21 protein-coding genes are annotated in these 23,414 nt (G+C 60.4%); 7 read left to right on the plus strand and 14 right to left on the minus strand.

The window, feature by feature from the left end; all coding sequences use genetic code 11:
* Positions 1-89 precede the first annotated feature (89 nt).
* Entirely contained in the window at positions 90-944 is an 855-nt protein-coding gene (locus tag JV551A3_RS00585) for a Tim44 domain-containing protein (protein WP_133969775.1), read from the plus strand.
* 114 nt (positions 945-1,058) lie between these two features.
* A complete protein-coding gene (locus JV551A3_RS00590; protein ID WP_025341149.1) occupies positions 1,059-1,466 on the plus strand; it encodes an SMI1/KNR4 family protein in 408 nt (135 codons plus the stop codon).
* 170 nt (positions 1,467-1,636) lie between these two features.
* Here JV551A3_RS00590 and JV551A3_RS00595 read toward each other — a convergent pair whose 3' ends face one another.
* Positions 1,637-3,397: a cation:proton antiporter gene (locus JV551A3_RS00595; protein WP_133969776.1), complete on the minus strand. Its 1,761-nt coding sequence runs from the start codon at positions 3,395-3,397 to the stop codon at positions 1,637-1,639.
* A gap of 343 nt (positions 3,398-3,740) precedes the next feature.
* Here JV551A3_RS00595 and JV551A3_RS00600 point away from each other — a divergent pair, with 343 nt between their 5' ends.
* Positions 3,741-4,226, plus strand: coding sequence for an acyl-CoA thioesterase (locus tag JV551A3_RS00600; protein ID WP_009683536.1), 486 nt, complete (start codon positions 3,741-3,743; stop codon positions 4,224-4,226).
* Here the strand turns inward: JV551A3_RS00600 and pdxY are convergent.
* Positions 4,223-5,095 (minus strand): pyridoxal kinase PdxY, encoded by an 873-nt coding sequence (gene pdxY, locus JV551A3_RS00605; protein ID WP_133969777.1) that lies wholly within the window; start codon positions 5,093-5,095, stop codon positions 4,223-4,225. The two genes, JV551A3_RS00600 and pdxY, sit on opposite strands and share 4 nt — an antisense overlap.
* A gap of 120 nt (positions 5,096-5,215) precedes the next feature.
* Between pdxY and JV551A3_RS00610 the strand changes: the two genes are divergently transcribed.
* Positions 5,216-5,608 carry a DUF3301 domain-containing protein gene (locus tag JV551A3_RS00610; RefSeq protein WP_112249467.1) on the plus strand — a complete coding sequence of 131 codons (393 nt, stop codon included), beginning with the start codon at positions 5,216-5,218 and terminating at the stop codon, positions 5,606-5,608.
* Here the strand turns inward: JV551A3_RS00610 and JV551A3_RS00615 are convergent, their stop codons facing one another.
* The 3 genes from JV551A3_RS00615 to zigA are packed head-to-tail and all read right to left on the minus strand — an operon-like array spanning position 5,609 to position 8,452.
* Positions 5,609-6,580 carry a CobW family GTP-binding protein gene (locus tag JV551A3_RS00615; RefSeq protein WP_133969778.1) on the minus strand — a complete coding sequence of 324 codons (972 nt, stop codon included), beginning with the start codon at positions 6,578-6,580 and terminating at the stop codon, positions 5,609-5,611.
* Positions 6,581-6,620: 40 nt separating this feature from the next.
* A complete protein-coding gene (locus JV551A3_RS00620; protein WP_133969779.1) occupies positions 6,621-7,247 on the minus strand; it encodes a DUF1826 domain-containing protein in 627 nt (208 codons plus the stop codon).
* On the minus strand, positions 7,244-8,452 hold the full coding sequence (zigA, locus tag JV551A3_RS00625) for a zinc metallochaperone GTPase ZigA (RefSeq protein WP_133969780.1): 1,209 nt from the start codon (positions 8,450-8,452) through the stop codon (positions 7,244-7,246). Before zigA ends, JV551A3_RS00620 begins: the two co-directional genes overlap by 4 nt.
* Before the next feature lie 191 nt (positions 8,453-8,643).
* Between zigA and folE2 the strand changes: the two genes are divergently transcribed.
* Positions 8,644-9,549 carry a GTP cyclohydrolase FolE2 gene (gene folE2, locus JV551A3_RS00630; RefSeq protein WP_133978224.1) on the plus strand — a complete coding sequence of 302 codons (906 nt, stop codon included), beginning with the start codon at positions 8,644-8,646 and terminating at the stop codon, positions 9,547-9,549.
* Here folE2 and JV551A3_RS00635 read toward each other — a convergent pair.
* Entirely contained in the window at positions 9,533-10,060 is a 528-nt protein-coding gene (locus JV551A3_RS00635; protein ID WP_015272374.1) for a DUF3617 domain-containing protein, read from the minus strand. The genes folE2 and JV551A3_RS00635 overlap by 17 nt on opposite strands.
* A gap of 133 nt (positions 10,061-10,193) precedes the next feature.
* Here JV551A3_RS00635 and cls point away from each other — a divergent pair, with 133 nt between their 5' ends.
* On the plus strand, positions 10,194-11,633 hold the full coding sequence (cls, locus tag JV551A3_RS00640; protein WP_133969782.1) for a cardiolipin synthase: 1,440 nt from the start codon (positions 10,194-10,196) through the stop codon (positions 11,631-11,633).
* Between the two features lie 121 nt (positions 11,634-11,754).
* On the opposite strand, the gene cfaB is transcribed toward cls, so the two are convergent.
* Positions 11,755-12,939, minus strand: a complete 1,185-nt coding sequence (gene cfaB / locus JV551A3_RS00645; RefSeq protein ID WP_133969783.1) for a C17 cyclopropane fatty acid synthase CfaB — start codon at positions 12,937-12,939, stop codon at positions 11,755-11,757.
* Positions 12,940-13,145: 206 nt separating this feature from the next.
* Between cfaB and lpdA the strand changes: the two genes are divergently transcribed.
* Positions 13,146-14,546 carry a dihydrolipoyl dehydrogenase gene (gene lpdA, locus JV551A3_RS00650; protein WP_133969784.1) on the plus strand — a complete coding sequence of 467 codons (1,401 nt, stop codon included), beginning with the start codon at positions 13,146-13,148 and terminating at the stop codon, positions 14,544-14,546.
* A 124-nt stretch (positions 14,547-14,670) separates the two neighbouring features.
* On the opposite strand, the gene glmS is transcribed toward lpdA, so the two are convergent.
* The 7 genes from glmS to atpA form a co-directional block, all read right to left on the minus strand.
* The gene (gene glmS / locus JV551A3_RS00655) at positions 14,671-16,506 is read right to left on the minus strand and encodes a glutamine--fructose-6-phosphate transaminase (isomerizing) (protein ID WP_133969785.1); all 1,836 of its coding nucleotides are present in this window, start codon (positions 16,504-16,506) and stop codon (positions 14,671-14,673) included.
* A 3-nt stretch (positions 16,507-16,509) separates the two neighbouring features.
* A complete protein-coding gene (locus JV551A3_RS00660) occupies positions 16,510-17,286 on the minus strand; it encodes a DeoR/GlpR family DNA-binding transcription regulator (protein WP_112251652.1) in 777 nt (258 codons plus the stop codon).
* A gap of 303 nt (positions 17,287-17,589) precedes the next feature.
* Positions 17,590-18,957: a bifunctional UDP-N-acetylglucosamine diphosphorylase/glucosamine-1-phosphate N-acetyltransferase GlmU gene (glmU, locus tag JV551A3_RS00670; protein WP_133969786.1), complete on the minus strand. Its 1,368-nt coding sequence runs from the start codon at positions 18,955-18,957 to the stop codon at positions 17,590-17,592.
* Positions 18,958-19,070: 113 nt separating this feature from the next.
* Positions 19,071-19,496, minus strand: a complete 426-nt coding sequence (locus tag JV551A3_RS00675) for a F0F1 ATP synthase subunit epsilon (protein WP_023383131.1) — start codon at positions 19,494-19,496, stop codon at positions 19,071-19,073.
* Between the two features lie 44 nt (positions 19,497-19,540).
* Positions 19,541-20,917 carry a F0F1 ATP synthase subunit beta gene (gene atpD, locus JV551A3_RS00680; protein WP_003253197.1) on the minus strand — a complete coding sequence of 459 codons (1,377 nt, stop codon included), beginning with the start codon at positions 20,915-20,917 and terminating at the stop codon, positions 19,541-19,543.
* A 27-nt stretch (positions 20,918-20,944) separates the two neighbouring features.
* Positions 20,945-21,805, minus strand: coding sequence for a F0F1 ATP synthase subunit gamma (gene atpG / locus JV551A3_RS00685; protein ID WP_112251654.1), 861 nt, complete (start codon positions 21,803-21,805; stop codon positions 20,945-20,947).
* A gap of 48 nt (positions 21,806-21,853) precedes the next feature.
* Positions 21,854-23,398: a F0F1 ATP synthase subunit alpha gene (atpA, locus tag JV551A3_RS00690; RefSeq protein ID WP_063912289.1), complete on the minus strand. Its 1,545-nt coding sequence runs from the start codon at positions 23,396-23,398 to the stop codon at positions 21,854-21,856.
* Positions 23,399-23,414 lie beyond the last annotated feature (16 nt).

Here is a 23,414-nt window from a genome sequence, read left to right on the forward strand (position 1 = left end):
AAAGCTAGAAACATTATGTCGCTGGTCATGTGCCCGGGAACCTGTGCACCATGACGCGCGTGCAATCCACAACAGGGGATATCCCACTTATGCAACGTTTTCTTAGCATCGCTCTGGCGCTCTGCGTCGGCCTGACGCTGAGCCTGGACGCCAACGCCAAGCGTTTTGGCGGCGGCAAGAGCTCGGGCTCCGCGCCTATCCACCAGACCCGCCAGGCCACGCCAACCACGCCTGCCGCCGCGCCGACCGCACCTGGCCGTGCCGCTCCGGCCGCCAGCGGTGCTTCGCGCTGGTTGGGCCCTCTGGCCGGCCTCGCTGCCGGTGGCCTGCTGGCTTCCATGTTCATGGGTGACGGTTTCGAAGGCTTCCAGATCATGGACTTCCTGATCGTGGCGCTCATCGCCTTCCTGGTGTTCCGCTTCATCGCCGCGCGCCGTCGCCAGCAGCAGCCGCAAATGGCCATGCCAGGTCATGCACCGATGCAGCGTGAAGCTCACGGCCAGCCTGCCCAGCCGTCGATCTTCGGTGGTTCGGCCGCACCTGCTGCCGCAGCCGCCCCGGTGATCAACGCCCCGGCCTGGTTCAACGAGCAGAGCTTCCTGGCCGCTGCCCGTAACCACTTCCAGGCGCTGCAGCAGCACTGGGACGCCAACGAGATGGACAAGATCGCCGAGTTCGTCACCCCACAGATGCTCGAGTTCCTCAAGCGCGAGCGCGCCGAACTGGGTGATGGCTTCCAGTCCACCTACATCGACAACCTCGAAGTGCAGCTGGACGGTGTCGACGACCGCGCCGACCGCACCGATGCCACCCTGACCTTCCGTGGCGTGTCGAAGAACTCGCGCTTCGACCAGGGCGAAGTGTTCAGCGAAAGCTGGCACATGGTTCGCGCCCAAGGCGAAAACCAGCCTTGGCTGGTGGCCGGTATCCGTCAAAACGGCTAACCGCTGCGTGCTGCACAAAAAACCCCGGGCCTGTCCCGGGGTTTTTGCTTTTGCCAGAGTGGCCTACTAGGGTATAACGCGCAGCGTTGTCATCTAGGTCAGAGGAAGTGAACCGTGGAAGAAGTGATCGAACAACTCCGTGAAGCCAACGAGCCAGTGCCGGTGCCCCTTGAGCTTCCCGACGAGGACCAGCTGGTCGAGATCGAAGAAGAGCTGTTCATCAACATTCCGTTCGTGTTCAAGGAGTTCCTGCTGACCGTCAGTGACGTGGTGTATGGCTCACTGGAGCCGGTGACCGTTACCGACCCACAGTCGCATACCTACCTGCCGGAAGTCGCCGCCAACGCCTGGGATGCCGGCGTGCCACGTGACCTGATTCCATTGTGCCAGGACGGCGACAACTACTACTGCGTCGAAGAGGATGGCACCGTGGTGCTGTGGGATGCCGAAGAGGAAATTGTCGGCGAAGACAGCTGGGAATCGGTGTGGCACTGGGCGCGGGATGTCTGGCTGGAGAGCTGATCTCGATCGCTGATTGGATGCTGCCTGTGCCGGCCTCTTCGCGGGTAAACCCGCTCCCACATGTGTTGCACAGGTGCTGAGCATTGTGCAGTACCTGTGGGAGCGGGTTTACCCGCGAAGAGGCCGGCACAGGACGACGGTGAAATCTTGCGCAGGGAGCATTGCTCCCTTCAGTGCGTATTCTCGCGGCTGTTCTCCAGCGTCTCCAGCAAGGCAATCTGCATGCGCGTATGCACGCGGATAAACCAGCGCCACAGCAAGGCCACCACTACCGCAGCCACCACGGCAATCACCAGCAGCAACTCGCTGGTCGGCAGAATGCTCGCCGACAGCGCCGACAGCAGCAAAAAAATAACCAGCAGCGACAACAGCGGGATCACCTCGGCAATCACACGACGCACGCGCTGGGTATGCCGCCCGGCCATTTCCGGCTTGACGCCCATCTCTGCCAGTAGCATCGACAGTGCCTTGAGCTTGCGATAGGCAGCAATCAGGAATGGCAACGACAGCAATAACGCTGCGCCCCATATCAGCGCTTTCTGTTGGCTGGCATCGCTGACCCACTCGCTGAGCCAATTGCCGATCCGCCCTGCGAAATAGCCACCACTGAAGAAGATGGCGATCACCAGCGCAAGGTTCACCCCAACCTGCAACAGGATGCGCCGGATCATCGCCGCGAGCATGGCGCTCTCGCCCTGCGGCTGGATGCTGCGCAACCATTCGCCATACAACGACAGCACCCGCGCCAGGCGGCTGGGTACCACCTTGCCCAGCTTGAGCGACAGCGGGTCGGCGGCACGGATCAGGTAGGGTGTCAGCAGCGTGGTGATTGCAGATACCGCCACAGCCACCGGGTAGAGGAAGTCGCTGGTCACCTGCAGGGTCATGCCCAGCGCGGCGATGATGAAGGAAAACTCGCCGATCTGCGAAAGCCCCATGCCCACCCGCAGCGATGTACGCCCGTCATTGCCCGCAATGAACGCGCCCATGCCGCACGACAGCATCTTGCCCAACACCACCGCCAAGGTAATGACCACGATCGGCCAGGCGTAGTCGATCAGCACCTGGGGGTCGATCATCAGCCCGATGGCGACGAAGAAAATGGCGCTGAACAGGTCACGCACCGGTTCGATCAGGCTCTCGATCTTAAGCAACTGGCGCGATTCGGCCATGATCGCGCCAATCAGGAAGGCACCGAGCACCATGCTGTACTCCAGCTTGACCACCAGCAGGCAAAAGCCGAAGCACAGGCCCAATACGGTAATCAGCAACATCTCGTTGCTTTCGAATTTTGCCACGTAGGCCAGCAGGCGTGGCACCAGCAAGATGCCGATGACCAACGCGACGATCATGAACAGCGACAGCTTGCCGACAGTGGAGAACACCTCGCCCGAGCTGACCGTGCCGCTGACGGCGATGCCCGACAGCAGGGCGATGATGCCGATGCCAAGGATGTCCTCGACGATCAGTACGCCAAAGATCAGCTGGGCGAAGCGCTCGTTCTTCATCTTAAGGTCATTGAGCGCCTTGACGATGATGGTGGTCGAAGAAATCGCCAGGATGGCGCCGAGGAACAGCGAATCCATGGTGTTCCAGCCGAACCAGCGGCCAATCTCGAAGCCGATCCAGATCATCAGCACGATTTCCAGGAACGCCGCGATGAACGCCGTGGCGCCTACCTTGAACAGCTTGCGCAGGCTGAATTCGAGCCCCAGGCAGAACATCAGGAAGATCACCCCCAGCTCGGCGAGGATCTTGATGGTGTCTTCGTCGTGGATCAGGCCGAACGGTGGGGTGTGCGGGCCGATGATGAAGCCTGCGACGATGTAGCCCAGCACCACAGGTTGCTTGAGACGGTGAAAGAGAACGGTGACCACGCCAGCGACCAGCATGATGACTGCCAGATCCTGGATAAAGCTGATGGCATGCATGGCGTGATACTCCTTTTCTCGTCCGTTGCTGGATGCCTGGGCAGACCGCTCCTCTGCCAAGGCAACCCTGAGCGAGCAGCAAGTACATACTGTTTTGAATGCATGAAAAGCCCATGTTGCATGGGTGTAGTCAGGTTAACATCGCGCCCCGCCGCAAAAAGGCGGTGCAATATGCAGAAACAGATCGGCTGGAAAAGCGCCGCTGATGGCATGATCGGCGTGACGATGGAGCGTCAGCCAACGTCCCGTACCAGGAAGGCAAAATCAAAAGAGGGGAACACAAGTGTCTGCAGATAATGCCCCCCATTCGCCCGATTCAGCGCAACCTCACCGTGAGCACACTATGGAACCTGGAAACGCCCAGCTGAGCATGACCGTCCTGATGACCCCGGACATGGCCAACTTTTCTGGCAACGTACATGGCGGCACCCTGCTCAAGTACCTCGACGAAGTGGCCTATGCGTGTGCCAGCCGCTATGCCGGCAGCTATGTAGTCACCCTGTCGGTCGATCAGGTTATCTTCCGCGAGCCGGTGCACGTGGGTGAACTTGTGACCTTCCTGGCGTCGGTCAACTACACCGGCAACACCTCGATGGAGGTGGGCATCAAGGTGGTGACCGAAAACATCCGCGAGCGCTCGGTGCGTCATTCCAACAGCTGCTTCTTCACCATGGTTGCGGTCGATGACAACCGTCGCCCGGTGCCGGTGCCGCCACGCCAGCCGCAGAGCAGTGAAGAAAAGCGCCGCTTCCTTCAGGGCCAGCAGCGCCGACAGATCCGCCAGGAGCTGGAAAAGCGCTACCAGGACCTGAAAACCGACGCTATTTAAAGCGCCAGAAGCTGTGCCTCGAAGCGCACCCTCGGGTGCGCGATGCGGTCCTGGGCCCGCACCAACTGCAGTTCGTAGCTGGCGCAGGCCTGAGTTTCCAGCAGCACTTCGTGTACGGCCGCAGCGGTGAATTCGAACGCCTGGACCCAGCTGTCGCCGAGCAGGACGCGAGCCAGGAACAGGCCTGAGGTCAGGTCACCCACCCCCACCGGCTGCCGCGGAAACGCCAATAGCGGGCGGCGCAGGTGCCAGCTGTGCTCGGCGGTCACCAGCAGCATCTCGAACTGGTCCTCGGCGCGCCCGGGGTAGGCCAGGTGCTTGACCAGCACCACCTGCGGCCCGCGCTGCAACAGGCTGCGCGCCATGTTCACGCAGTCCTCCAACGACTGCGCCCGGCGGCCACAGAAACTGTCCAGCTCCAGCTGGTTGGGGCACAGGATGTCAGCCCTGGCGGCCGCCTCGTCGAGCAGGAATTCACTGACTTCCGCTGGCACGATGCAACCCTTCTCAGGGTGCCCCATGACTGGGTCGCACAGGTACAAAGCCTTTGGGTTCACTGCCTTGATCCGCTCGACGCCGGCCAGAATCGCCCGGCCTTGTTCGGCACTCCCCAGGTAACCGGACAACACCGCGTCGCAATGGCCCAGCTCGCCGATGTTGGAAATGCCTTCCACCAACGCAGGAATTTGCGCGGGAGCAAGCACTTCACCTGCCCACTGGCCATACTGTGTGTGATTGGAGAACTGCACGGTATTGAGCGGCCACACATTGACCCCGATACGCTGCATGGGAAATACCGCGGCACTGTTGCCGGCGTGGCCGAACACCACATGGGACTGGATGGCGAGCAAGTGCGGGGTACGTTTCATGCGGGAGGTTTCCAAAGCTGTTTCAGTGATTGTGCGCAAGGCAGTATGAACTCGATTGCCACCTGTACGACAGGCCAGGGACGCAGTTAAGCTGGATTGACCTGTTTGGAGCATATGCAAATGTTGACCCTGGAAAACCTCTTCGTCCTGATGCTGGTCGCCACGGCAGGCGCCTGGTTGTGGCACAACCACGGGTTGCGCGAGAAAGCCCTGGAACGGGTCAAACAGCATTGCACCAAGCTCGACCTCGAACTGCTCGACGATGCGGTCGCACTCAAGCGCATCGCCTTTGTCCGTGACGCCAACGGCCGCAAGCGCCTGGCGCGCGTCTATGCCTTCGAGTTCACCGTCACGGGCGAACAGCGCCACCCCGGTACCGTGACCCAGTTCGGCGCCCACAGTGTGCAGATTGAACTGGCCCCCTATCCGTTCGAGATCAAGACCCCACCGCGCGCCGACAATGTCATCGAGATGCAGCAGTGGCGCCAGGAGCACAACCGCTGGCGCAACTGATCAACTGATACGACATTCGCTCAACCCGGCCTGCAGCGCGGATTGCGATTGCGGCTGGTCGAAAATCAGCTCGATGCGCGTATCCCTGCGCCAGTCGCTGGGCTGCCAGGCGGGCATGTCCCCATTCAGGCCATTGAATGATTGCCAACCCTCCACGCTGTGGATAACCCCCTTGGCGCGTCGCCACGGCCAAGCCCGCAAGAACGCCTGCAGCCGCTGTGGATAAAACTGCTGGCCAGGGTGCCAGCGCCAGCCAATGCTCCAACCTCCTTCTCCCTGCTGGGCAAGACAGATCGGCTGGCCAGGGTCCGTCCATAGCGTCGCCGTTGGATTTCCAGGATTGTCGACAATACTGTTATCCACAAACGGGCTGTCGGCAATGCCATTGGGTACGGCCGGAAGGTCTGACAAGGGCAGCTTACCTTGAACGGTCCAGAACAGTCTTTTCCCAATTAATTTGTTTTTTATCAACAGCTTGTGTTTTTCATCCACAGCCTCTGATTTGTTCAATACGACGCTTTCAGCAGCCTCGAGCGCCTGCTGTTGAGCCTCCGGAAGCTGCTCGTACCGGACCATCGACTGGGCGTCCACAACCATCAGCAATGGCTGTATTGTCAGCACTCCAGCCCATGGGGCTTTTTGCAACTGAGCGAGCAACTGCAAGGGATGACCCAGCCCGGACGGCTCGATAAACAGCCGGTCAGGGCGGGAATTGCGCAGCAGTCGACCAAGGCCCACCTGGAACGGCATGCCATTGACGCAGCAGAGGCATCCACCTGCGACCTCGCCGATGGCAATGCCGTCTTCATCACGGCTGAGCAAGGCAGCATCCAGGCCTACCAGGCCAAATTCGTTTATCAATACAGCCCAGCGCTCATTGGCCGGGCGCTGGGCCAGCAGATGACGGATCAGGGTGGTCTTGCCGGCCCCCAGCGGGCCGGCAATCACGTGGGTAGGAATGTTCTGCAGCATGGGGCGGCTTCGGGCGATGGTGAGGCCTCACTATGCGCCGTCAGGCGAGCCAGTCAAGGCTGAGCAGCAGGCGCCCCTGCGGCCCCGAGGGCGAACGATGCACCAGCCCCGCGCCTTCGTTGCCTTGCCACTTCTCACCTTTGAGTACCGCCACATCGCCGGCTTGCAGGTGCTGGATGTTATCCACATGCAGTACTGCTGTGTGTAAGTCACCACGCGGGCTCGCATCCTCTTTCAGCCACTCGCTTCCTGGCCCAGCGTAAGTGGTGAGCAGGCGCAGCGGAACGTTATCCACATGGAAGCGCGGGCACATGGGGCCTGTCAGTACCCGTAGGCGCAAGCCGACCCGCTGCGCACCCACAAGGCAGGTATAGGCAGCCACCAACCAGGTCACATCCGCCACGAACGACTCGTAGCCGTGCAAGTCCGCCGCTTCGCGCAATACTTCGGTCAAAACCGGCATATGCTGCTCGTCCACGCCGATGACGCGCTGGTCTGCCAAGGGCTGGCCGAGGTTGACCACCAGCGCGGCAAATTCCTCAAGCTGCGCCGGCAAACGCCGGCGCCATACCGCCAGGTTCACGCCATCCTGCAGCACCTCGGTCAACACCTGCGGTGTTTCGCCAAATACCTGGAAAATATCCACAGGGTTGCGTGCGGGGTTCATGCTGCGGCCTCCTCATGCCATGGGCCGAACGGATCCGGCAGGCGCAACCAGCCCATGGGCCCCAAGTCCATTTCCTGATCAGTCAGCAGGCATGCTTCGAGTGCTGTGGATAATTTTTCGAAGTCGATATTCTGCCCTATGAACACCAGTTCCTGGCGGCAGTCACCACTCTCGGCAACCCAGTTCTTCAAGATCGCGGCAGTGTTATCCACATCCTGTGGCCACTGCTCGCGCGGTACGAAGCGCCACCAGCGTCCCGCCAGGCCATGGCGCATCATACCGCCTGCCTGCGACCAGCTGCCGGCCTCCTGGTACTTGCTGGCCAGCCAGAAAAAACCTTTCGAACGCAGCAGCCGCCCATTGCTCCAGGGCGTGTGGATAAAGTCGAAAAAGCGCTGTGGATGAAGGGGGCGCCGGGCCTGCCAGGTGGTGGAGGCAATGCCGTACTCTTCGGTTTCCGGCACGTGCTCGCCGCGCAACTCCTGCAGCCAGCCAGGGGCCTGGGCAGCCTGGTCGAAGTCGAACAGGCCGGTGTCGAGGATGCGTTCCAGCGGTACCTGGCCCATGACCATGGGCACGATCTGCGCCCGGGCATTGAGGCTGCGCAGAATCGCCATTAGTTCTTCGCGCTCGTGCTGGCTGATCAGGTCGATCTTGCTCAGCAACAGCACATCGGCGAACTCGACCTGTTCGATCAGCAAGTCACTGATCGAGCGCTCGTCCTCCTCACCCAGGGTTTCGCCACGGCTGGCCAGGCTGTCTGCTGCCTGGTAATCCCGCAGGAAGTTAAGGCCATCGACCACGGTGACCATGGTGTCCAGACGTGCCATGTCGGACAGGCTGCGGCCCTGTTCGTCACGGAAGGTGAAGGTCTCGGCCACCGGCAGTGGCTCTGAGATCCCCGTGGACTCGATCAGCAAATAATCGAAACGCCCTTCTTCGGCCAAACGCGCCACTTCCTCAAGCAGGTCTTCACGCAGCGTGCAGCAGATGCAGCCATTGCTCATCTCCACCAGCTTCTCCTCGGCACGGTTGAGGCTGACGTTGCGCTGCACCTCGCTGGCATCGATGTTGATTTCGCTCATGTCATTGACGATAACCGCAACCCGCAGGTTTTCGCGGTTACGCAGCACATGGTTGAGCAAGGTGCTTTTGCCGGCGCCAAGGAAGCCGGACAGCACGGTGACAGGGAGACGGTTGAACATGGCAAAACCTCTTCAGGCGAGCGCATTCGAAACGATGCATTGCACAATGTTATAAAGTAACAATACAATTTCGCCAAGACGTTCGTGACGGACGAGGAGCTAACGGGAAGAAAATGACCCTTGTGCATCCTCCCCTGCATTGCAGCTTGATCGGTAGTGGCTGCTGATCTCCCTTTTGTATGGAATGCCAGATGACCCAGCTCAAACTCCCCGACATTGCCGCACAAACCCAGGAATACGCCTTGCCTTTGAACTGGGTGGGTATGTGCGGAGTCGCCCAACCTGTGCGGTTCGAAGGGCGCACGGCAGCTGCTACTGTCGATGCTGGCGTTAGCCTGGTAGACGGCAGTTCACGCGGTATCCATATGTCGCGGCTTTATCTGGCGCTGGAGTCGTTGGAGCATCAGCCCCTGACGCCTCTCACTATCCGGCAACTGCTGGCTGACTTCCTCAGCAGCCATGAAGGCCTTTCTTCCGCAGCCTATCTGCGTCTGCGCTTTGAGCATCTGCTTAAAAGGCCTGCTTTGATCAGCCCGTTGGAGGGCTGGAAAAGCTATGCCGTGGCAGTCGATGCACGGATTGAAAATGAAATGTTCCACGTGGAACTATCCGTTTCAGTTCCTTATTCCTCGACCTGCCCCTGCTCAGCTGCACTTGCACGTCAGCTGATTCAGCAGCAGTTCCAGGCAGATTTCAGGCAGGAGCAGGTCGACACCACTGCAGTGCTGCAGTGGCTTGGCAGCGCCGAAGGCATCTTAGCGACGCCCCATAGCCAACGCAGTAGCGCCCAAATCCAGGTTAGGCTGCACAGCAAGCAGCAGGTTCTGCCAATCACCGAGCTGATCGACCGCATAGAAGCCAGCCTGGGGACAGCGGTGCAGACCGCGGTAAAGCGGGCAGACGAACAAGCCTTTGCCTTGGCCAACGGCCAGAACCTCATGTTCTGCGAAGACGCCGCTCGACGCCTGCATAAGGCGCTACGGCAAATAGAATGGAGCACGGCCTTCAAGCTGCGCGTGGAACATGCAGAAAGCCTGCATGCCCACGACGCTGTCGCTACCAGCCAGTGGCAATGGGATGTCAGCTGCGCGGCTTGACCGAACCGCAGTCATTGCCCAACCACACGGCACGGGTGTTCATGCTGCCTTGCTGCTGTACACCCGAGGCGTTGAACGTTCCATTGACCTGGGTGGTGAATTCCCGATCACTGAGGAAAGTCGCCTGGCCACTGCCCTGCGCTTTAGGGCAGCTGAACTGAAACTTCCACACATTACCGGTGCGGTCGGTGATCTTCTGGGTACACCCTGACTTCGGGTCCTGCAGCGGGATATCGTTGGTGGCCACCTGTTCTGGTGTCAGGCACGAGCGCACCCCCTTACCGCCAACAGTCACCCCCTGCTTGGCCAGCACCCCTTCCATCATCGCGCGCTGCTCCGGCGGCAGGTTCTTCAACTGGCCGAGCATGAACTCCATGTCGGGTAACGGCTTGCCATCGACCTGCATGTTGCTGGTGGTCAGCTCCCACAAACCCGGCTGTAGCATCTGAGCATGCACCAACGGGCTGCTCACACCTAGGGCCAACGCCAACAGTGGCAGACGAATCTTCATGGACGAACGCTCCTGGAAAAAAATCCGGCCAAGCGGGCCGGGCTGAGCCTTAGACGCCGAATCCACCTGCAGGTTGCAACGCGGACCGGGAACGTGTTCTGTTACTCAAGTGTACTCGGCCAGCAGGATGCATATGGACTACCACAGCCCCTACTTCTTCGGTTACCTACTCGGCCTGGTTCATCTGCTGGGTATCGTCGCTGCACTGCACGCGCTGTTCACCGTGCGTACTGCCCAGGGCGCAATCGCCTGGGCCATGCCGTTATTCTTCATCCCCTACCTCACCTTGATCCCTTACCTGGTCTTCGGCGCACGCTCGTTCTATGCCTACATCAAGGCCCGACGCCAGGCCAACCAGGAAATGCATGTGGCCATGGCCAACCTCAACTGGCGGCCCTGGGTAGAAGAAGCCCTCACCGCCCGCGAGTCGGAAAGCTATGCGGCGTTGCGCGCCATGCCCAAGCTCGGGCGCATGCCCTGCCTTGCCAATAACGAGGTGAAGCTGCTGATCGATGGCAAGGCGACATTCGATGCCATCTTCGCCGCTATTGAAAATGCCCGCGACGTGGTGCTGGTGCAGTTCTTCATCATCCATGACGACCGCCTTGGCAAAACACTGCAGCAACTGCTTCTGCGCAAGGCCGCCGAAGGAGTGAAGGTGTTCGTGCTTTATGACCGCGTAGGCAGCCATGCCTTGCCGGCCAGCTACAGCCAGCTGCTGCGCGACGGTGGCGTACAGGTTCATGCCTTCGCAACGCGTCGTGGCTGGTTCAACCGCTTCCAGGTGAACTTCCGCAACCACCGCAAGATCGTGGTGGTGGACGGCCTGCTCGGTTTCATCGGCGGGCACAACGTGGGCGATGAATACCTCGGTGACCACCCGCAGCTCTCACCCTGGCGCGACACCCATGTGCAGATCAGCGGGCCGGTGCTGGCCTGCCTGCAGGAGTCGTTCGCCGAAGACTGGTATTGGGCCACGCGCCAGCTCCCACCGCTGATTCTGCCGGACACCTACCCGGACAACGGCGTGCTGTGCCAAGCCTTGGCTAGCGGCCCGGCAGACCCACAGGAAACCTGCTCACTGTTCTTCCTTGAGGCGATCCATTCAGCCAACCGGCGCGTGTGGATCACCAGCCCGTACTTCATCCCCGACGAGGCGGTGTTCGCCGCTTTGCGTTTGGCGGTGCTGCGTGGGGTGGATGTGCGAGTGCTGATTCCGTCGCGCCCAGACCATCGCATCGTCTATGCCGCCTCCAGCCTCTTCGCCTTTGAAGCGGTACGTGCGGGTGTACGCATGTTCCGCTACCAACCGGGCTTCCTGCATCAGAAGGTGGTGCTGGTGGATGACGATGTCAGCGCGATCGGTAGTGCCAACCTGGATAACCGCTCGTTCCGCCTGAACTTCGAAATCACCCTGCTGACGGTCGACCGTGGCTTCGCTGACCAGGTCGAGAATATGCTGAACAATGACTTTGAACAGGCACGGGAAATTACTGCGGAGGACAGCCGCGATACTCATCGGCTGCAGCAACTGGGGATGCGGATTGCACGGCTGATTTCGCCGATTCTCTGACGTGTCGCGTACATTGTGGGAGCGGGTTTACCCGCGAAGACGTCAGCGGCTGTACCGACGCATTCGCGGGTAAACCCGCTCCCACAGGGTTCGGTGTCGCGCTTGCGTGCTTTGTCGCAATTCAGCGATACAGGTCTTCACGCGTCCAGGGCAGGTCATGATGCCCATCGGCGTAGGGCTTCACGGCCAGAATCTGGTGCAGGTTGATCCAGCCCTTCTGGAAGGCATAAGCACACCCGGCCAAGTACAGGCGCCAGATACGCAAAGTCTTCTCGGGCACCAGTGCTGCCGCTTTGTGCAGCTGGTTCTCCAGGTTCTCGCTCCAGTGGTGCAAGGTCTTGGCGTAGTGCAAACGCAAGCTTTCCACATCTACCACCTCTAGCCCCGCCTCACAGATGCTGGCACTGATCATCGACAGGTGCGGCAGCTCACCGTGAGGAAACACGTAGCGATCGATGAACTCGCCAGCACCACGCCCGACCGGGCGACCGTCGACATGCTTGGCCGTGATACCGTGATTCATCACCAGGCCCCCTTCCCTCACGGCACCGAATAGCTTCTGGCTATACAACGCCAGGTTGGCATGCCCGACATGCTCGAACATGCCAACGCTGACAACCTTGTCGAAGCGGCCATCCTGAGGCAGGTCACGGTAGTCGAGAATCTGCAGGTCGACCTTTTCGGCCAGCCCCTCTGCCTTCACCCGCTCGCGGCCGAGCTTGAGCTGCTCCTTGCTCAAGGTGATACCAAACACCTTGGCGCCATATTCGCGAGCAGCGAAACGCGCCAGCCCGCCCCAGCCGCAGCCAACGTCGAGCAGGTAGTCACCTGCGTCCAGGCGCAGCTTGCGGCACAGATGATCGAATTTGTCCTGCTGTGCCTGATCCAGCGTGTTGTCCGGCTCGCGGAAGTAGGCGCACGAGTAGGCCATGTCCTGATCCAGCCATAGCTGGTAGAACGCGTTGGATACATCGTAATGGTAGGAAATGGCTTCGGCGTCGGTGCTCTTGTCGTGGGCAAGCCGCTGCGGTGGGGTTTCGTCCTCATCGGTCAGCAGTGCTTCGCTCAGCTCATCGCATACCCGGATGGCTTCACCAATATCGCCTTCAAGCTCCAGCTTGCCTTCGACGAACGCCGTGCCCAGCTGGTCCATGCTCGGGTGGCTCAACTGGCTGATCAGCTGTGGTTCCTTGACCAGAATGGTGACCTGCGGGCTAGGCCCCAGATCGAACTGGTTACCGTCCCACAGTTTCAGCCGCAGCGGCAGATGCAAGCTCTGCAGTGCCGGTGGAAGTTGCGCAAGCATGAACGACCCTCCTGTCCGTATTTGGCCACGACGCCTGATAATTCGAACGTCGCCGGATCAGAGTAGTTCATTCGTGGGATGTTTCCTCTAAACGAGACCATGGTCTAGAACCAACTGATCTTATCCACACAGCAGATTGTATACAATTTTTGCATCTCAGCTTAACCTTGTGCCCCTCTTGCCTTCTTCATCCTGGAGTTGAACCCATGAAATCCTATGACGTGGTGATCATTGGCGGTGGCCCTGGCGGCTACAACGCAGCCATCCGTGCCGGCCAGCTGGGCCTGAGCGTAGCTTGCGTTGAAGGCCGTGCCACCTTGGGCGGCACTTGCCTGAACGTGGGCTGCATGCCCTCCAAGGCGTTGTTGCATGCTTCAGAGCTTTACGAAGCCGCCAGCGGTGACGAGTTCGCCCACCTCGGTATCGAAGTCAAACCTAACCTCAACCTCGCCCAGATGATGAAACAGAAGGACGAGAGCGTGACCGGCCTGACCAAGGGCATCGAGTACCTGTTCCGCAAGAACAAGGTCGACTGGATCAAGGGCTGGGGTCGCCTGGATGGCGTCGGCAAGGTCGTGGTCAGGGCCGACGACGGCAGCGAAACTGCACTGCAGGCCAAAGACATCGTCATTGCCACCGGCTCCGAACCTACCCCCCTGCCGGGCGTGACTATCGACAACCAGCGCATCATCGACTCGACCGGCGCGCTGTCGCTGCCACAGGTCCCCAAGCATCTGGTCGTCATCGGTGCCGGCGTGATCGGCCTCGAGCTCGGATCGGTATGGCGCCGTCTGGGCAGCCAGGTGACGGTCATCGAATACCTCGACCGTATCTGCCCGGGCACCGACGAAGAAACCGCCAAGACCCTGCAGAAGGCCTTGGCCAAGCAAGGCATGGTGTTCAAGCTGGGCAGCAAGGTGACCCAGGCCAGCGCCAGCGCCGATGGCGTGGACCTGACTCTGGAGCCGGCCGCCGGCGGCACTGCAGAATCGCTGCAGGCCGATTACGTACTGGTCGCCATCGGCCGCCGCCCATATACCAAAGGGCTGAACCTGGAAAGCGTGGGCCTGGAAACCGACAAGCGCGGCATGCTCGGCAACGACCACCACCGCACTTCCGTGCCGGGTATCTGGGTGATTGGCGACGTCACCTCCGGGCCGATGCTGGCGCATAAAGCCGAAGACGAAGCGGTGGCTTGCATCGAGCGCATCGCCGGCAAGCCCCACGAGGTCAACTACAACCTTATCCCTGGCGTGATCTATACCCGCCCGGAGCTTGCCACCGTGGGCAAGACCGAAGAACAGCTCAAGGCCGAAGGGCGTGCTTATAAAGTCGGCAAGTTCCCGTTCACTGCCAACAGCCGCGCCAAGATCAACCACGAGACCGAAGGCTTCGCCAAGGTCATCGCCGATGCCGAAACCGATGAAGTGCTGGGTGTGCACCTGGTCGGCCCGAGCGTCAGCGAGATGATTGGTGAGTTCTGCGTGGCCATGGAGTTCTCGGCCTCGGCGGAAGACATCGCCCTTACCTGCCACCCCCACCCGACCCGCTCCGAGGCCTTGCGCCAGGCGGCGATGAATGTGGACGGGATGGCAATGCAGATCTGATGCAAGATCGGCGGGGCTGCTTTGCAGCCCATCGCGACACAAGGCCGCTCCTACAGGAGAACGCAATTTCCTGTAGGAGCGGCCTTGTGTCGCGACGGGGCGCAAAGCGCCCCTGGCTTCTGGCTTACTCGACCGTAACCGACTTGGCCAGGTTGCGCGGCTGGTCCACATCGGTGCCCTTGAGCACGGCCACGTAGTACGACAGCAGCTGCAGCGGGATGGTGTACAGGATCGGCGCCAGGGCGTCGGCGATGTGCGGCACTTTGACCACATGGGTGCCTTCACCGTTGCTCATGCCGGCCTGCTCGTCGGCGAACACCACCAGCTCGCCACCACGGGCGCGCACTTCCTGCAGGTTGGACTTGAGCTTCTCCAGCAGTTCGTTGTTCGGCGCCACAGTAACCACTGGCATGTCGTTGTCCACCAACGCCAGTGGGCCGTGTTTCAGCTCACCTGCCGGGTAGGCTTCGGCGTGGATGTAGGAGATTTCCTTGAGCTTGAGCGCACCTTCCATCGCCACCGGGTACTGCGCACCACGGCCGAGGAACAGGGTATGGTGCTTGTCGGCGAACAGTTCGGCGATTTTCTCGACAGTGGCGTCCATGGCCAAGGCTTCGCCCAGGCGGGTCGGCAGGCGGCGCAGCTCTTCTACCAGCTCGGCTTCGACACCGGCTTCCAGGGTTCCACGCACTTGGCCCAGGGCCAGGGTCAGCAGCATCAGGGAAACCAGCTGGGTGGTGAAGGCTTTGGTCGAGGCAACGCCGATTTCCGGACCGGCCAGGGTCAGCAGGGTCAGGTCCGACTCACGCACCAGCGAGCTGATACCGACGTTGCAGATCGCCAGGCTGCCGAGGAAGCCAAGTTCCTTGGCGTTGCGCAGCGCGGCCAAAGTATCGGCGGTTTCGCCAGACTGCGAGATGGAGACGAACAGGGTGTCCGGCTGCACTACTACCTTGCGGTAACGGAATTCGCTGGCCACTTCGACCTGGCACGGGATCCCAGCCAGGCTTTCCAGCCAGTAACGGGCGACCATGCCGGCGTGGTAGCTGGTACCGCAGGCAACGATCTGCACGTTGCGCACCTTGGCGAACAGTTCAGCAGCCTGCGGGCCGAAGGCCTGGACCAGCACGTTGTCCTTGCCCAGGCGGCCTTCCAGCGTGCGCTGCACCACGCTTGGCTGTTCGTGGATTTCCTTGAGCATGAAGTGACGATAGGCACCCTTGTCAGCGGCTTCGGCGCCTTCGTGGTACTGCACGGTTTCACGCTGAACCTTATTGCCTTGCTGGTCCCAAATGGCGACCTGGTCGCGGCGGATTTCGGCGATGTCGCCTTCTTCCAGGTACATGAAGCGGTCGGTGACCTGACGCAGGGCCAGCTGGTCGGACGCCAGGAAGTTCTCGCCCAGGCCAAGGCCGATGACCAGCGGGCTGCCACTGCGTGCGGCTACCAGGCGATCAGGTTGCTTGGTGCTGATCAGAGCCAGGCCGTAAGCGCCATGCAGCCGCTTTACCGCAGCCTTCAGGGCATCGGTCAGGTCCGGAACGCTCTTCAAGGTGTGGTGGATCAGGTGGACGATGACTTCGGTATCGGTTTGCGAAGTGAAGACATAGCCAAGGCCCTTCAGCTCTTCGCGCAGTTCTTCGTGGTTCTCGATGATGCCGTTGTGCACCACGGCCACTTCATTGCCCGAGAAGTGCGGGTGGGCGTTGCCCTCGGTCGGCGCACCGTGGGTGGCCCAGCGGGTGTGTGCGATGCCCAGCTGGCCGGCCAGTGGCTCGGCGGCAACAGCAGCTTCCAGCTCACTGACCTTGCCGATACGGCGGCGGCGCTGCAGTTCACCGTTCTGGGTCAGGACGGCCAGGCCGGCGCTGTCGTACCCGCGGTACTCAAGACGCTTGAGGCCTTCGATCAGGATGGCTGTGATGTTGCGTTCGGCGACGGCACCAACGATTCCACACATGGTTTATTGCTCCTGGCTGATCGCGGCGCAGATCAGGTTGATGCCGCGGGCTTGAATTTGTTCGCGTGCCGCTGCGGGCAGGCGTTCGTCAGTAATAAGGGTGTGCACGCTGCTCCAGGGCAGCTCGAGGTTGGGGATCTTGCGCCCTACCTTGTCAGATTCGACCATCACGATCACTTCACGGGCGACCTCAGCCATTACCCGGCTTAGCCCGAGAAGTTCGTTGAAGGTGGTAGTGCCGCGGCCAAGATCGATGCCGTCGGCGCCGATGAACAGCTGGTCGAAATCGTAGGAGCGCAACACCTGCTCGGCCACCTGGCCCTGGAACGACTCGGAATGCGGGTCCCAGGTGCCACCGGTCATCAGCAGCACCGGCTCGTGTTCAAGGTCGCAAATGGCGCGGGCCACGTTCATCGAATTGGTCATCACCACCAGGCCAGGGTGGCGCCCCAGTTCGGGGATCATGGCCGCCGTGGTGCTGCCGCTGTCGATGATGATGCGCGCATGTTCACGGATACGTGCCACGGCAGCGCGGGCGATGGCCTTTTTATAGGAAGAAACCGGCTGGGCAGGTTCACCTAGCAGTTCTTGCGGCACCGGTACCGCGCCACCGTAGCGCCTTAGCAACAGGCCATTGGTTTCCAGGGCAGCGAGATCCTTGCGGATGGTGACTTCCGAGGTTGCGAAACGCTTGGCCAACGCGTCCACACTCACCTCGCCCTGCTCGCTGAGCAAAGCCAGTATGTTGTGCCGCCGCTGCGGGGTGTTTCGTTTCGACATGAGCGCTTAAGTTTCGATTCGAAAGATAATGATGGCAATCAAAACCTAAGATGAGCGATTCGTCAAGGTGTGGATAAATATCAGGGACAACCAGGCACCTGTGGGAGCGGGTTCACCCGCGAAGAATCCGACGCAGTGTGTGGCACCGGCTTCGCCGGTGTTCGCGGGTAAACCCGCTCCCACAGGGATCGTGTCGGCCCTGGGAAAAAGAGCAAGACAGTTGTTCGCGAAGGAATGATCCGCCCACAAAAAAGCCGACTTATTCACACAAGTCGGCTTTCGATCGAAACAGCTGTGTATAACTCAGCTCTTCTTGACTTTCTCCGGGCGCTTCCAGCCCGAGATGTTGCGTTGACGTGCACGGGCCACTGCCAGGTCACCTGCCTCTACGGTCTGGGTGATGGTCGAGCCAGCTGCAGTGGTCGCGCCCGACTTGATTTCCACAGGCGCCACCAACGAGTTGTTAGAGCCAATGAACACGTCCTCACCCATCACGGTCTTGAACTTGTTGGCGCCATCGTAGTTGCAGGTGATGGTGCCGGCGCCGATGTTGGTGCGTGCACCGATTTCGGCATCGCCCAGGTAGGTCAGGTGACCGGCCTTGGCGCCTTCCCCGAGGTGGGCGTTTTTCAGTTCGACGAAGTTACCCACATGGGCCTTGGCGTCCAGCACACTGCCCGGGCGCAGGCGGGCGAACGGGCCGGCATCGCTGCCCTCGCCCATCACGGCGCCTTCAAGGTGGCTGTTGGCCTTGACCACTGCGCCTTTGCGCAGGGTGGTGTTCTTGATCACGCAGTTAGGGCCGATCTGCACATCGTCCTCGATGACCACCTTTCCTTCGAGAATCACGTTGATGTCGATCAGCACGTCACGGCCAACGGTCACTTCACCGCGGACATCGAAGCGCGCCGGGTCGCGCAAGGTAACGCCCTGAGCCATCAGGCGACGGCCTTCACGCAACTGGTAGTGGCGCTCCAGCTCGGACAGCTGGCGACGGTCGTTGGCGCCTTGCACTTCCATCGGATCGTGCGGCTGTTCGGTAGCCACTACCAGGCCATCGGCCACAGCCATGGCAATGACGTCGGTCAGGTAATACTCGCCCTGTGCGTTGTTGTTGGACAGGCGACCCATCCAATCGGCCAGGCGCGCGGCTGGCAGGGCCAGAATACCGGTATTGCCTTCCTTGATAGCTTTCTGCGCATCGTTGGCATCCTTGTGCTCAACGATGGCAGTCACCTTGCCCTGCTCGTCACGCACGATGCGGCCATAGCCAGTCGGGTCGTCGAGAGTCACCGTGAGCAAGCCCAGCTGCTGCTCATTGGCCTTGGCCAGCAGACGCTGCAAGGTTTCCACTTCGATCAACGGCACATCACCGTACAGCACCAACACGGTTTCGGCAGTCAAAGCCGGCAATGCCTGGGCAACCGCATGGCCGGTACCCAGCTGCTTGTCCTGCATGACAAAGTTCAGGTCGTCGGCGGCCAGGCGCTCGCGAACCAGCTCGGCACCATGGCCAATGACCACATGAATACCTTGCGGCTGCAGCTGACGCGCGCTGTGGATAACATGGCCGAGCATGGAGTTGCCGGCTACCGGGTGCAGCACCTTGGGCAGCGCCGAGCGCATGCGAGTGCCTTGGCCGGCGGCGAGAATAACGATATCGAGTGACATTACTGGCTACCAATCCTGGGTGGTCAGTGAAATGACCGGTTTTATGGATTACAAAAAAGAAAAAGGGTAGCCGATGGCTACCCTTTTTCTCAATCTACATGAAGCCTGCGGAATTAACCGCCGAACTTCTTGCGGATCTGCTGGACGGTACGCAGCTGCGCTGCGGCCTCGGCCAGACGTGCGGATGCGGCACTGTAGTCGAAATCCGCGCCTTTCTCATGCAGGGCCTTCTCAGCTGCCTTGACGGCATCCTGAGCGGAGGCTTCGTCCAGGTCGGCTGCACGTTGCACGGTGTCGGCGAGTACCTTGACCATGTTCGGCTGCACTTCCAGGAAGCCACCGGAGATGTAGAACACCTCGCGCTCGCCGCCCTGCTTGGTCAGCGTGATCGGACCAGGCTTGAGATTGGTGATCAGCGGCGCGTGGCCTGGAGCGATACCGAGATCGCCCAGGTTGCCGTGCGCTACTACCATCTCGACCAGGCCGGAGAAGATCTCTCCTTCCGCGCTGACGATATCGCAATGGACTGTCATAGCCATCTGCTTGCCTCAACCTGATTAGCGCCCCTTTCGGGGCGCCGGGATTACAGTTTCTTGGCTTTCTCGATCGCTTCGTCGATGCTGCCGACCATGTAGAACGCTTGTTCTGGCAGGTGGTCGTAGTCACCTTTGAGGATGCCGCTGAAGCCAGCGATGGTGTCTTTCAGGGAAACGTACTTGCCTGGCGAACCGGTGAAGACTTCGGCCACGAAGAACGGCTGCGACAGGAAGCGCTGGATCTTACGAGCGCGGGCTACCAGTTGCTTGTCGGCTTCGGACAGTTCGTCCATACCCAGGATGGCGATGATGTCCTTCAGCTCTTTGTAGCGCTGCAGAACATACTGAACGCCACGAGCGGTCTCGTAGTGCTCGTTGCCGATCACGTTCGGGTCCAGCTGGCGCGAAGTCGAGTCCAGTGGGTCGACCGCTGGGTAGATACCCAGGGAGGCGATGTCACGGGACAGAACGACGGTGGCGTCCAGGTGGGCGAAGGTGGTCGCTGGCGACGGGTCGGTCAGGTCGTCCGCAGGTACGTATACGGCCTGAACGGAGGTGATCGAACCTTCCTTGGTGGAGGTGATGCGCTCTTGCAGAACGCCCATCTCTTCAGCCAGGGTCGGCTGGTAACCTACTGCCGAAGGCATACGGCCCAGCAGTGCGGATACTTCGGTACCGGCCAGGGTGTAACGATAGATGTTGTCGACGAACAGCAGAACGTCGTTACCTTCGTCACGGAACTTCTCGGCCATGGTCAGGCCGGTCAGCGCTACGCGCAGACGGTTTCCTGGTGGCTCGTTCATCTGACCGTAGACCAGCGCTACCTTGTCGAGAACGTTGGAGTCCTTCATCTCGTGGTAGAAGTCGTTACCCTCACGAGTACGCTCACCCACACCAGCGAACACGGAGTAACCGCTGTGTTCCATGGCGATGTTACGGATCAGTTCCATCATGTTCACGGTCTTGCCGACGCCGGCACCACCGAACAGACCAACCTTACCACCCTTGGCGAACGGGCAGACCAGGTCGATAACCTTGATGCCGGTTTCCAGCAGGTCGTTGCCGCCTGCCTGGTCAGCGAACGAAGGCGCTGGCTGGTGGATACCGCGACGCTCTTCTTCGCCGATCGGGCCGGCTTCGTCGATCGGGTTGCCCAGTACGTCCATGATACGGCCCAGGGTGGCCTTACCAACTGGAACGGAAATGGCAGCACCGGTGTCAACGACATCCAGACCGCGCTTCAGGCCTTCGGTCGAGCCCATCGCAATGGTACGAACCACGCCGTCGCCCAGCTGCTGCTGAACTTCCAGGGTGGTTTCCGCGCCTTGTACTTTCAGCGCGTTGTAAACACTCGGCACGACGTCACGTGGGAATTCCACGTCGATGACGGCGCCGATGATTTGAACGATACGTCCGCTACTCATAGCTGGATCCTCTGAATTTTTGAACCGTTAAACCGCGGCAGCGCCGCCGACGATTTCCGAGATCTCCTGGGTGATCGCAGCCTGACGCGCCTTGTTGTAGATCAATTGCAGCTCTTTGATCAAATCACCGGCGTTGTCTGTGGCGTTCTTCATGGCGATCATCCGGGCCGCTTGTTCAGCAGCGTTGTTCTCGACCACCGCCTGGTACACCTGCGACTCCACGTAACGCACCATCAAGCCGTCCAGCAGCTCTTTTGCGTCGGGTTCGTACAGGTAATCCCAGTGATGCTTGAGATCCTGATCCGGGGTTGCCACCAACGGTACCAATTGCTCGACCGTCGGTTTTTGGGTCATGGTGTTGATGAACTTGTTCGAAACCACCGAGAGGCGATCGATACGGCCGTCCAGGTAGGCGTCCAGCATCACTTTGACGGAGCCGATCAGATCGTTGATCGATGGCTCTTCGCCCAGGTGGCTGATCGCGGCTACGACGTTGCCGCCAAAGATGCGGAAGAAAGTCGCACCCTTGCTGCCGATCACGCACAGGTCGATTTCCACGCCCTGTTCGCGGTTTGCGTTCATGTCCTTGACCAGGGCCTTGAACAGGTTGGTGTTCAAGCCACCGCACAGACCACGGTCACTGCTCACTACGATATAACCGGCGCGCTTTACAGGGCGCTCGATCATGAACGGGTGGCGGTACTCCGGGTTGGCGTTGGCCAGATGACCGATCACCTGGCGGATACGCTCCGCGTAAGGACGGCTAGCAGCCATGCGCATTTGTGCCTTGCGCATCTTGCTGACCGCCACTTTCTCCATGGCGCTGGTAATTTTTTGCGTGCTTTTGATGCTCGCAATCTTACTGCGAATCTCTTTTGCGCCTGCCATGTATCACCTATCAGGTTAGCAAGCGGGGGCCGCAGCCCCCGCTGCGGCTTACCAGGTCTGGGTGGCCTTGAACTTCTCGATACCAGCTTTCATGCCAGCGTCGATTTCGTCGTTGAAGTCACCCTTCACGTTGATCTTCGCCATCAGTTCGGCGTGATCACGGTTGAAGTAGGCGATCAGAGCTTGCTCGAAGCTGCCGACCTTGGAGACTTCCACGTCAGTCAGGAAACCACGCTCAGCGGCGTACAGCGACAGTGCCATGTCCGCGATGGACATTGGCGCGTACTGCTTCTGCTTCATCAGCTCGGTTACGCGCTGACCATGCTCCAGCTGCTTGCGGGTCGCTTCGTCCAGATCGGAAGCGAACTGGGCGAATGCAGCCAGTTCACGGTACTGAGCCAGAGCGGTACGGATACCACCGGACAGCTTCTTGATGATCTTGGTCTGAGCGGCACCACCTACGCGGGATACCGAAACACCGGCGTTCACTGCAGGGCGGATGCCCGAGTTGAACATGGCCGATTCCAGGAAGATCTGACCGTCGGTGATGGAAATCACGTTGGTCGGAACGAACGCGGAAACGTCGCCAGCCTGGGTTTCGATGATCGGCAGGGCGGTCAGGGAACCGGTCTTGCCAGTGACTGCGCCGTTGGTGAACTTCTCGACGTACTCTTCCGAAACGCGCGATGCACGCTCCAGCAGACGGGAGTGGAGATAGAACACGTCGCCTGGGTACGCTTCGCGTCCTGGTGGACGGCGCAGCAGCAGGGAGATCTGACGATAGGCAACGGCCTGCTTGGACAGGTCATCGTAAACGATCAGAGCGTCTTCACCGCGGTCACGGAAGAACTCGCCCATGGTGCAGCCGGCGTATGGCGCCAGGAACTGCAGTGCGGCGGATTCCGAAGCACTGGCAACGACCACGATGGTGTTGGCCAGGGCGCCGGCTTCTTCCAGCTTGCGAACGATGTTGGCAACGGTGGAACGCTTTTGGCCGACAGCAACATAAACACAGAAAATACCGGAGTCTTTCTGGTTGATGATGGCGTCGATGGCCATGGCGGTCTTGCCGATCTGACGGTCACCGATGATCAGCTCGCGCTGGCCACGGCCGACAGGGATCATGGCGTCGACGGACTTGTAGCCAGTCTGTACAGGCTGGTCTACCGACTTACGCCAGATAACGCCCGGAGCGACCTTTTCGACCGCGTCGGTTTCGGTGGTGGTCAGAGGACCCTTGCCATCGATCGGGTTACCCAGAGCGTCGACGACGCGGCCCAGCAGGCCTTTGCCGACCGGAACTTCCAGGATGCGACCGGTGCACTTGGCGCTCATGCCTTCGGCGAGGGTGTCATAGGCACCCAGGATCACTGCACCTACGGAGTCTTGCTCCAGGTTCAGGGCCATGCCGAAAACGCTGCCAGGGAACTCGATCATTTCGCCGTACATGACGTCGGCCAGACCGTGGATCCGCACGATACCGTCGGATACCGAAACAACGGTACCTTCGTTACGGGCTTGGGAGCTCACATCGAGGTTGTCGATGCGGCCCTTGATGATTTCACTAATTTCGGAAGGATTGAGTTGCTGCATTGCTCTGCTGCCCCTT

The organism is Pseudomonas inefficax, from assembly GCF_900277125.1.
GTDB classification, from domain to species: domain Bacteria; phylum Pseudomonadota; class Gammaproteobacteria; order Pseudomonadales; family Pseudomonadaceae; genus Aquipseudomonas; species Aquipseudomonas inefficax.

Excerpts from the sequence above, each read along its gene's own strand:
- JV551A3_RS00615 (WP_133969778.1), bottom strand. The coding sequence starts at position 6,580 with ATGCTGCAGAACATTCCTACCCACGTGATTGCCGGCCCGCTGGGGGCC.
- atpA (WP_063912289.1), bottom strand. The coding sequence starts at position 23,398 with ATGCAGCAACTCAATCCTTCCGAAATTAGTGAAATCATCAAGGGCCGC.
- glmU (WP_133969786.1), bottom strand. The coding sequence starts at position 18,957 with ATGTCACTCGATATCGTTATTCTCGCCGCCGGCCAAGGCACTCGCATG.
- JV551A3_RS00595 (WP_133969776.1), bottom strand. The coding sequence starts at position 3,397 with ATGCATGCCATCAGCTTTATCCAGGATCTGGCAGTCATCATGCTGGTC.
- JV551A3_RS00660 (WP_112251652.1), bottom strand. The coding sequence starts at position 17,286 with ATGTCGAAACGAAACACCCCGCAGCGGCGGCACAACATACTGGCTTTG.
- folE2 (WP_133978224.1), top strand. The coding sequence starts at position 8,644 with ATGACCCAGCTCAAACTCCCCGACATTGCCGCACAAACCCAGGAATAC.
- JV551A3_RS00610 (WP_112249467.1), top strand. The coding sequence starts at position 5,216 with ATGTTGACCCTGGAAAACCTCTTCGTCCTGATGCTGGTCGCCACGGCA.
- JV551A3_RS00620 (WP_133969779.1), bottom strand. The coding sequence starts at position 7,247 with ATGAACCCCGCACGCAACCCTGTGGATATTTTCCAGGTATTTGGCGAA.
- JV551A3_RS00675 (WP_023383131.1), bottom strand. The coding sequence starts at position 19,496 with ATGGCTATGACAGTCCATTGCGATATCGTCAGCGCGGAAGGAGAGATC.
- JV551A3_RS00600 (WP_009683536.1), top strand. The coding sequence starts at position 3,741 with ATGGAACCTGGAAACGCCCAGCTGAGCATGACCGTCCTGATGACCCCG.
- atpD (WP_003253197.1), bottom strand. The coding sequence starts at position 20,917 with ATGAGTAGCGGACGTATCGTTCAAATCATCGGCGCCGTCATCGACGTG.
- glmS (WP_133969785.1), bottom strand. The coding sequence starts at position 16,506 with ATGTGTGGAATCGTTGGTGCCGTCGCCGAACGCAACATCACAGCCATC.
- JV551A3_RS00635 (WP_015272374.1), bottom strand. The coding sequence starts at position 10,060 with ATGAAGATTCGTCTGCCACTGTTGGCGTTGGCCCTAGGTGTGAGCAGC.
- atpG (WP_112251654.1), bottom strand. The coding sequence starts at position 21,805 with ATGGCAGGCGCAAAAGAGATTCGCAGTAAGATTGCGAGCATCAAAAGC.
- cfaB (WP_133969783.1), bottom strand. The coding sequence starts at position 12,939 with ATGCTTGCGCAACTTCCACCGGCACTGCAGAGCTTGCATCTGCCGCTG.
- zigA (WP_133969780.1), bottom strand. The coding sequence starts at position 8,452 with ATGTTCAACCGTCTCCCTGTCACCGTGCTGTCCGGCTTCCTTGGCGCC.
- cls (WP_133969782.1), top strand. The coding sequence starts at position 10,194 with ATGGACTACCACAGCCCCTACTTCTTCGGTTACCTACTCGGCCTGGTT.
- JV551A3_RS00585 (WP_133969775.1), top strand. The coding sequence starts at position 90 with ATGCAACGTTTTCTTAGCATCGCTCTGGCGCTCTGCGTCGGCCTGACG.
- pdxY (WP_133969777.1), bottom strand. The coding sequence starts at position 5,095 with ATGAAACGTACCCCGCACTTGCTCGCCATCCAGTCCCATGTGGTGTTC.
- lpdA (WP_133969784.1), top strand. The coding sequence starts at position 13,146 with ATGAAATCCTATGACGTGGTGATCATTGGCGGTGGCCCTGGCGGCTAC.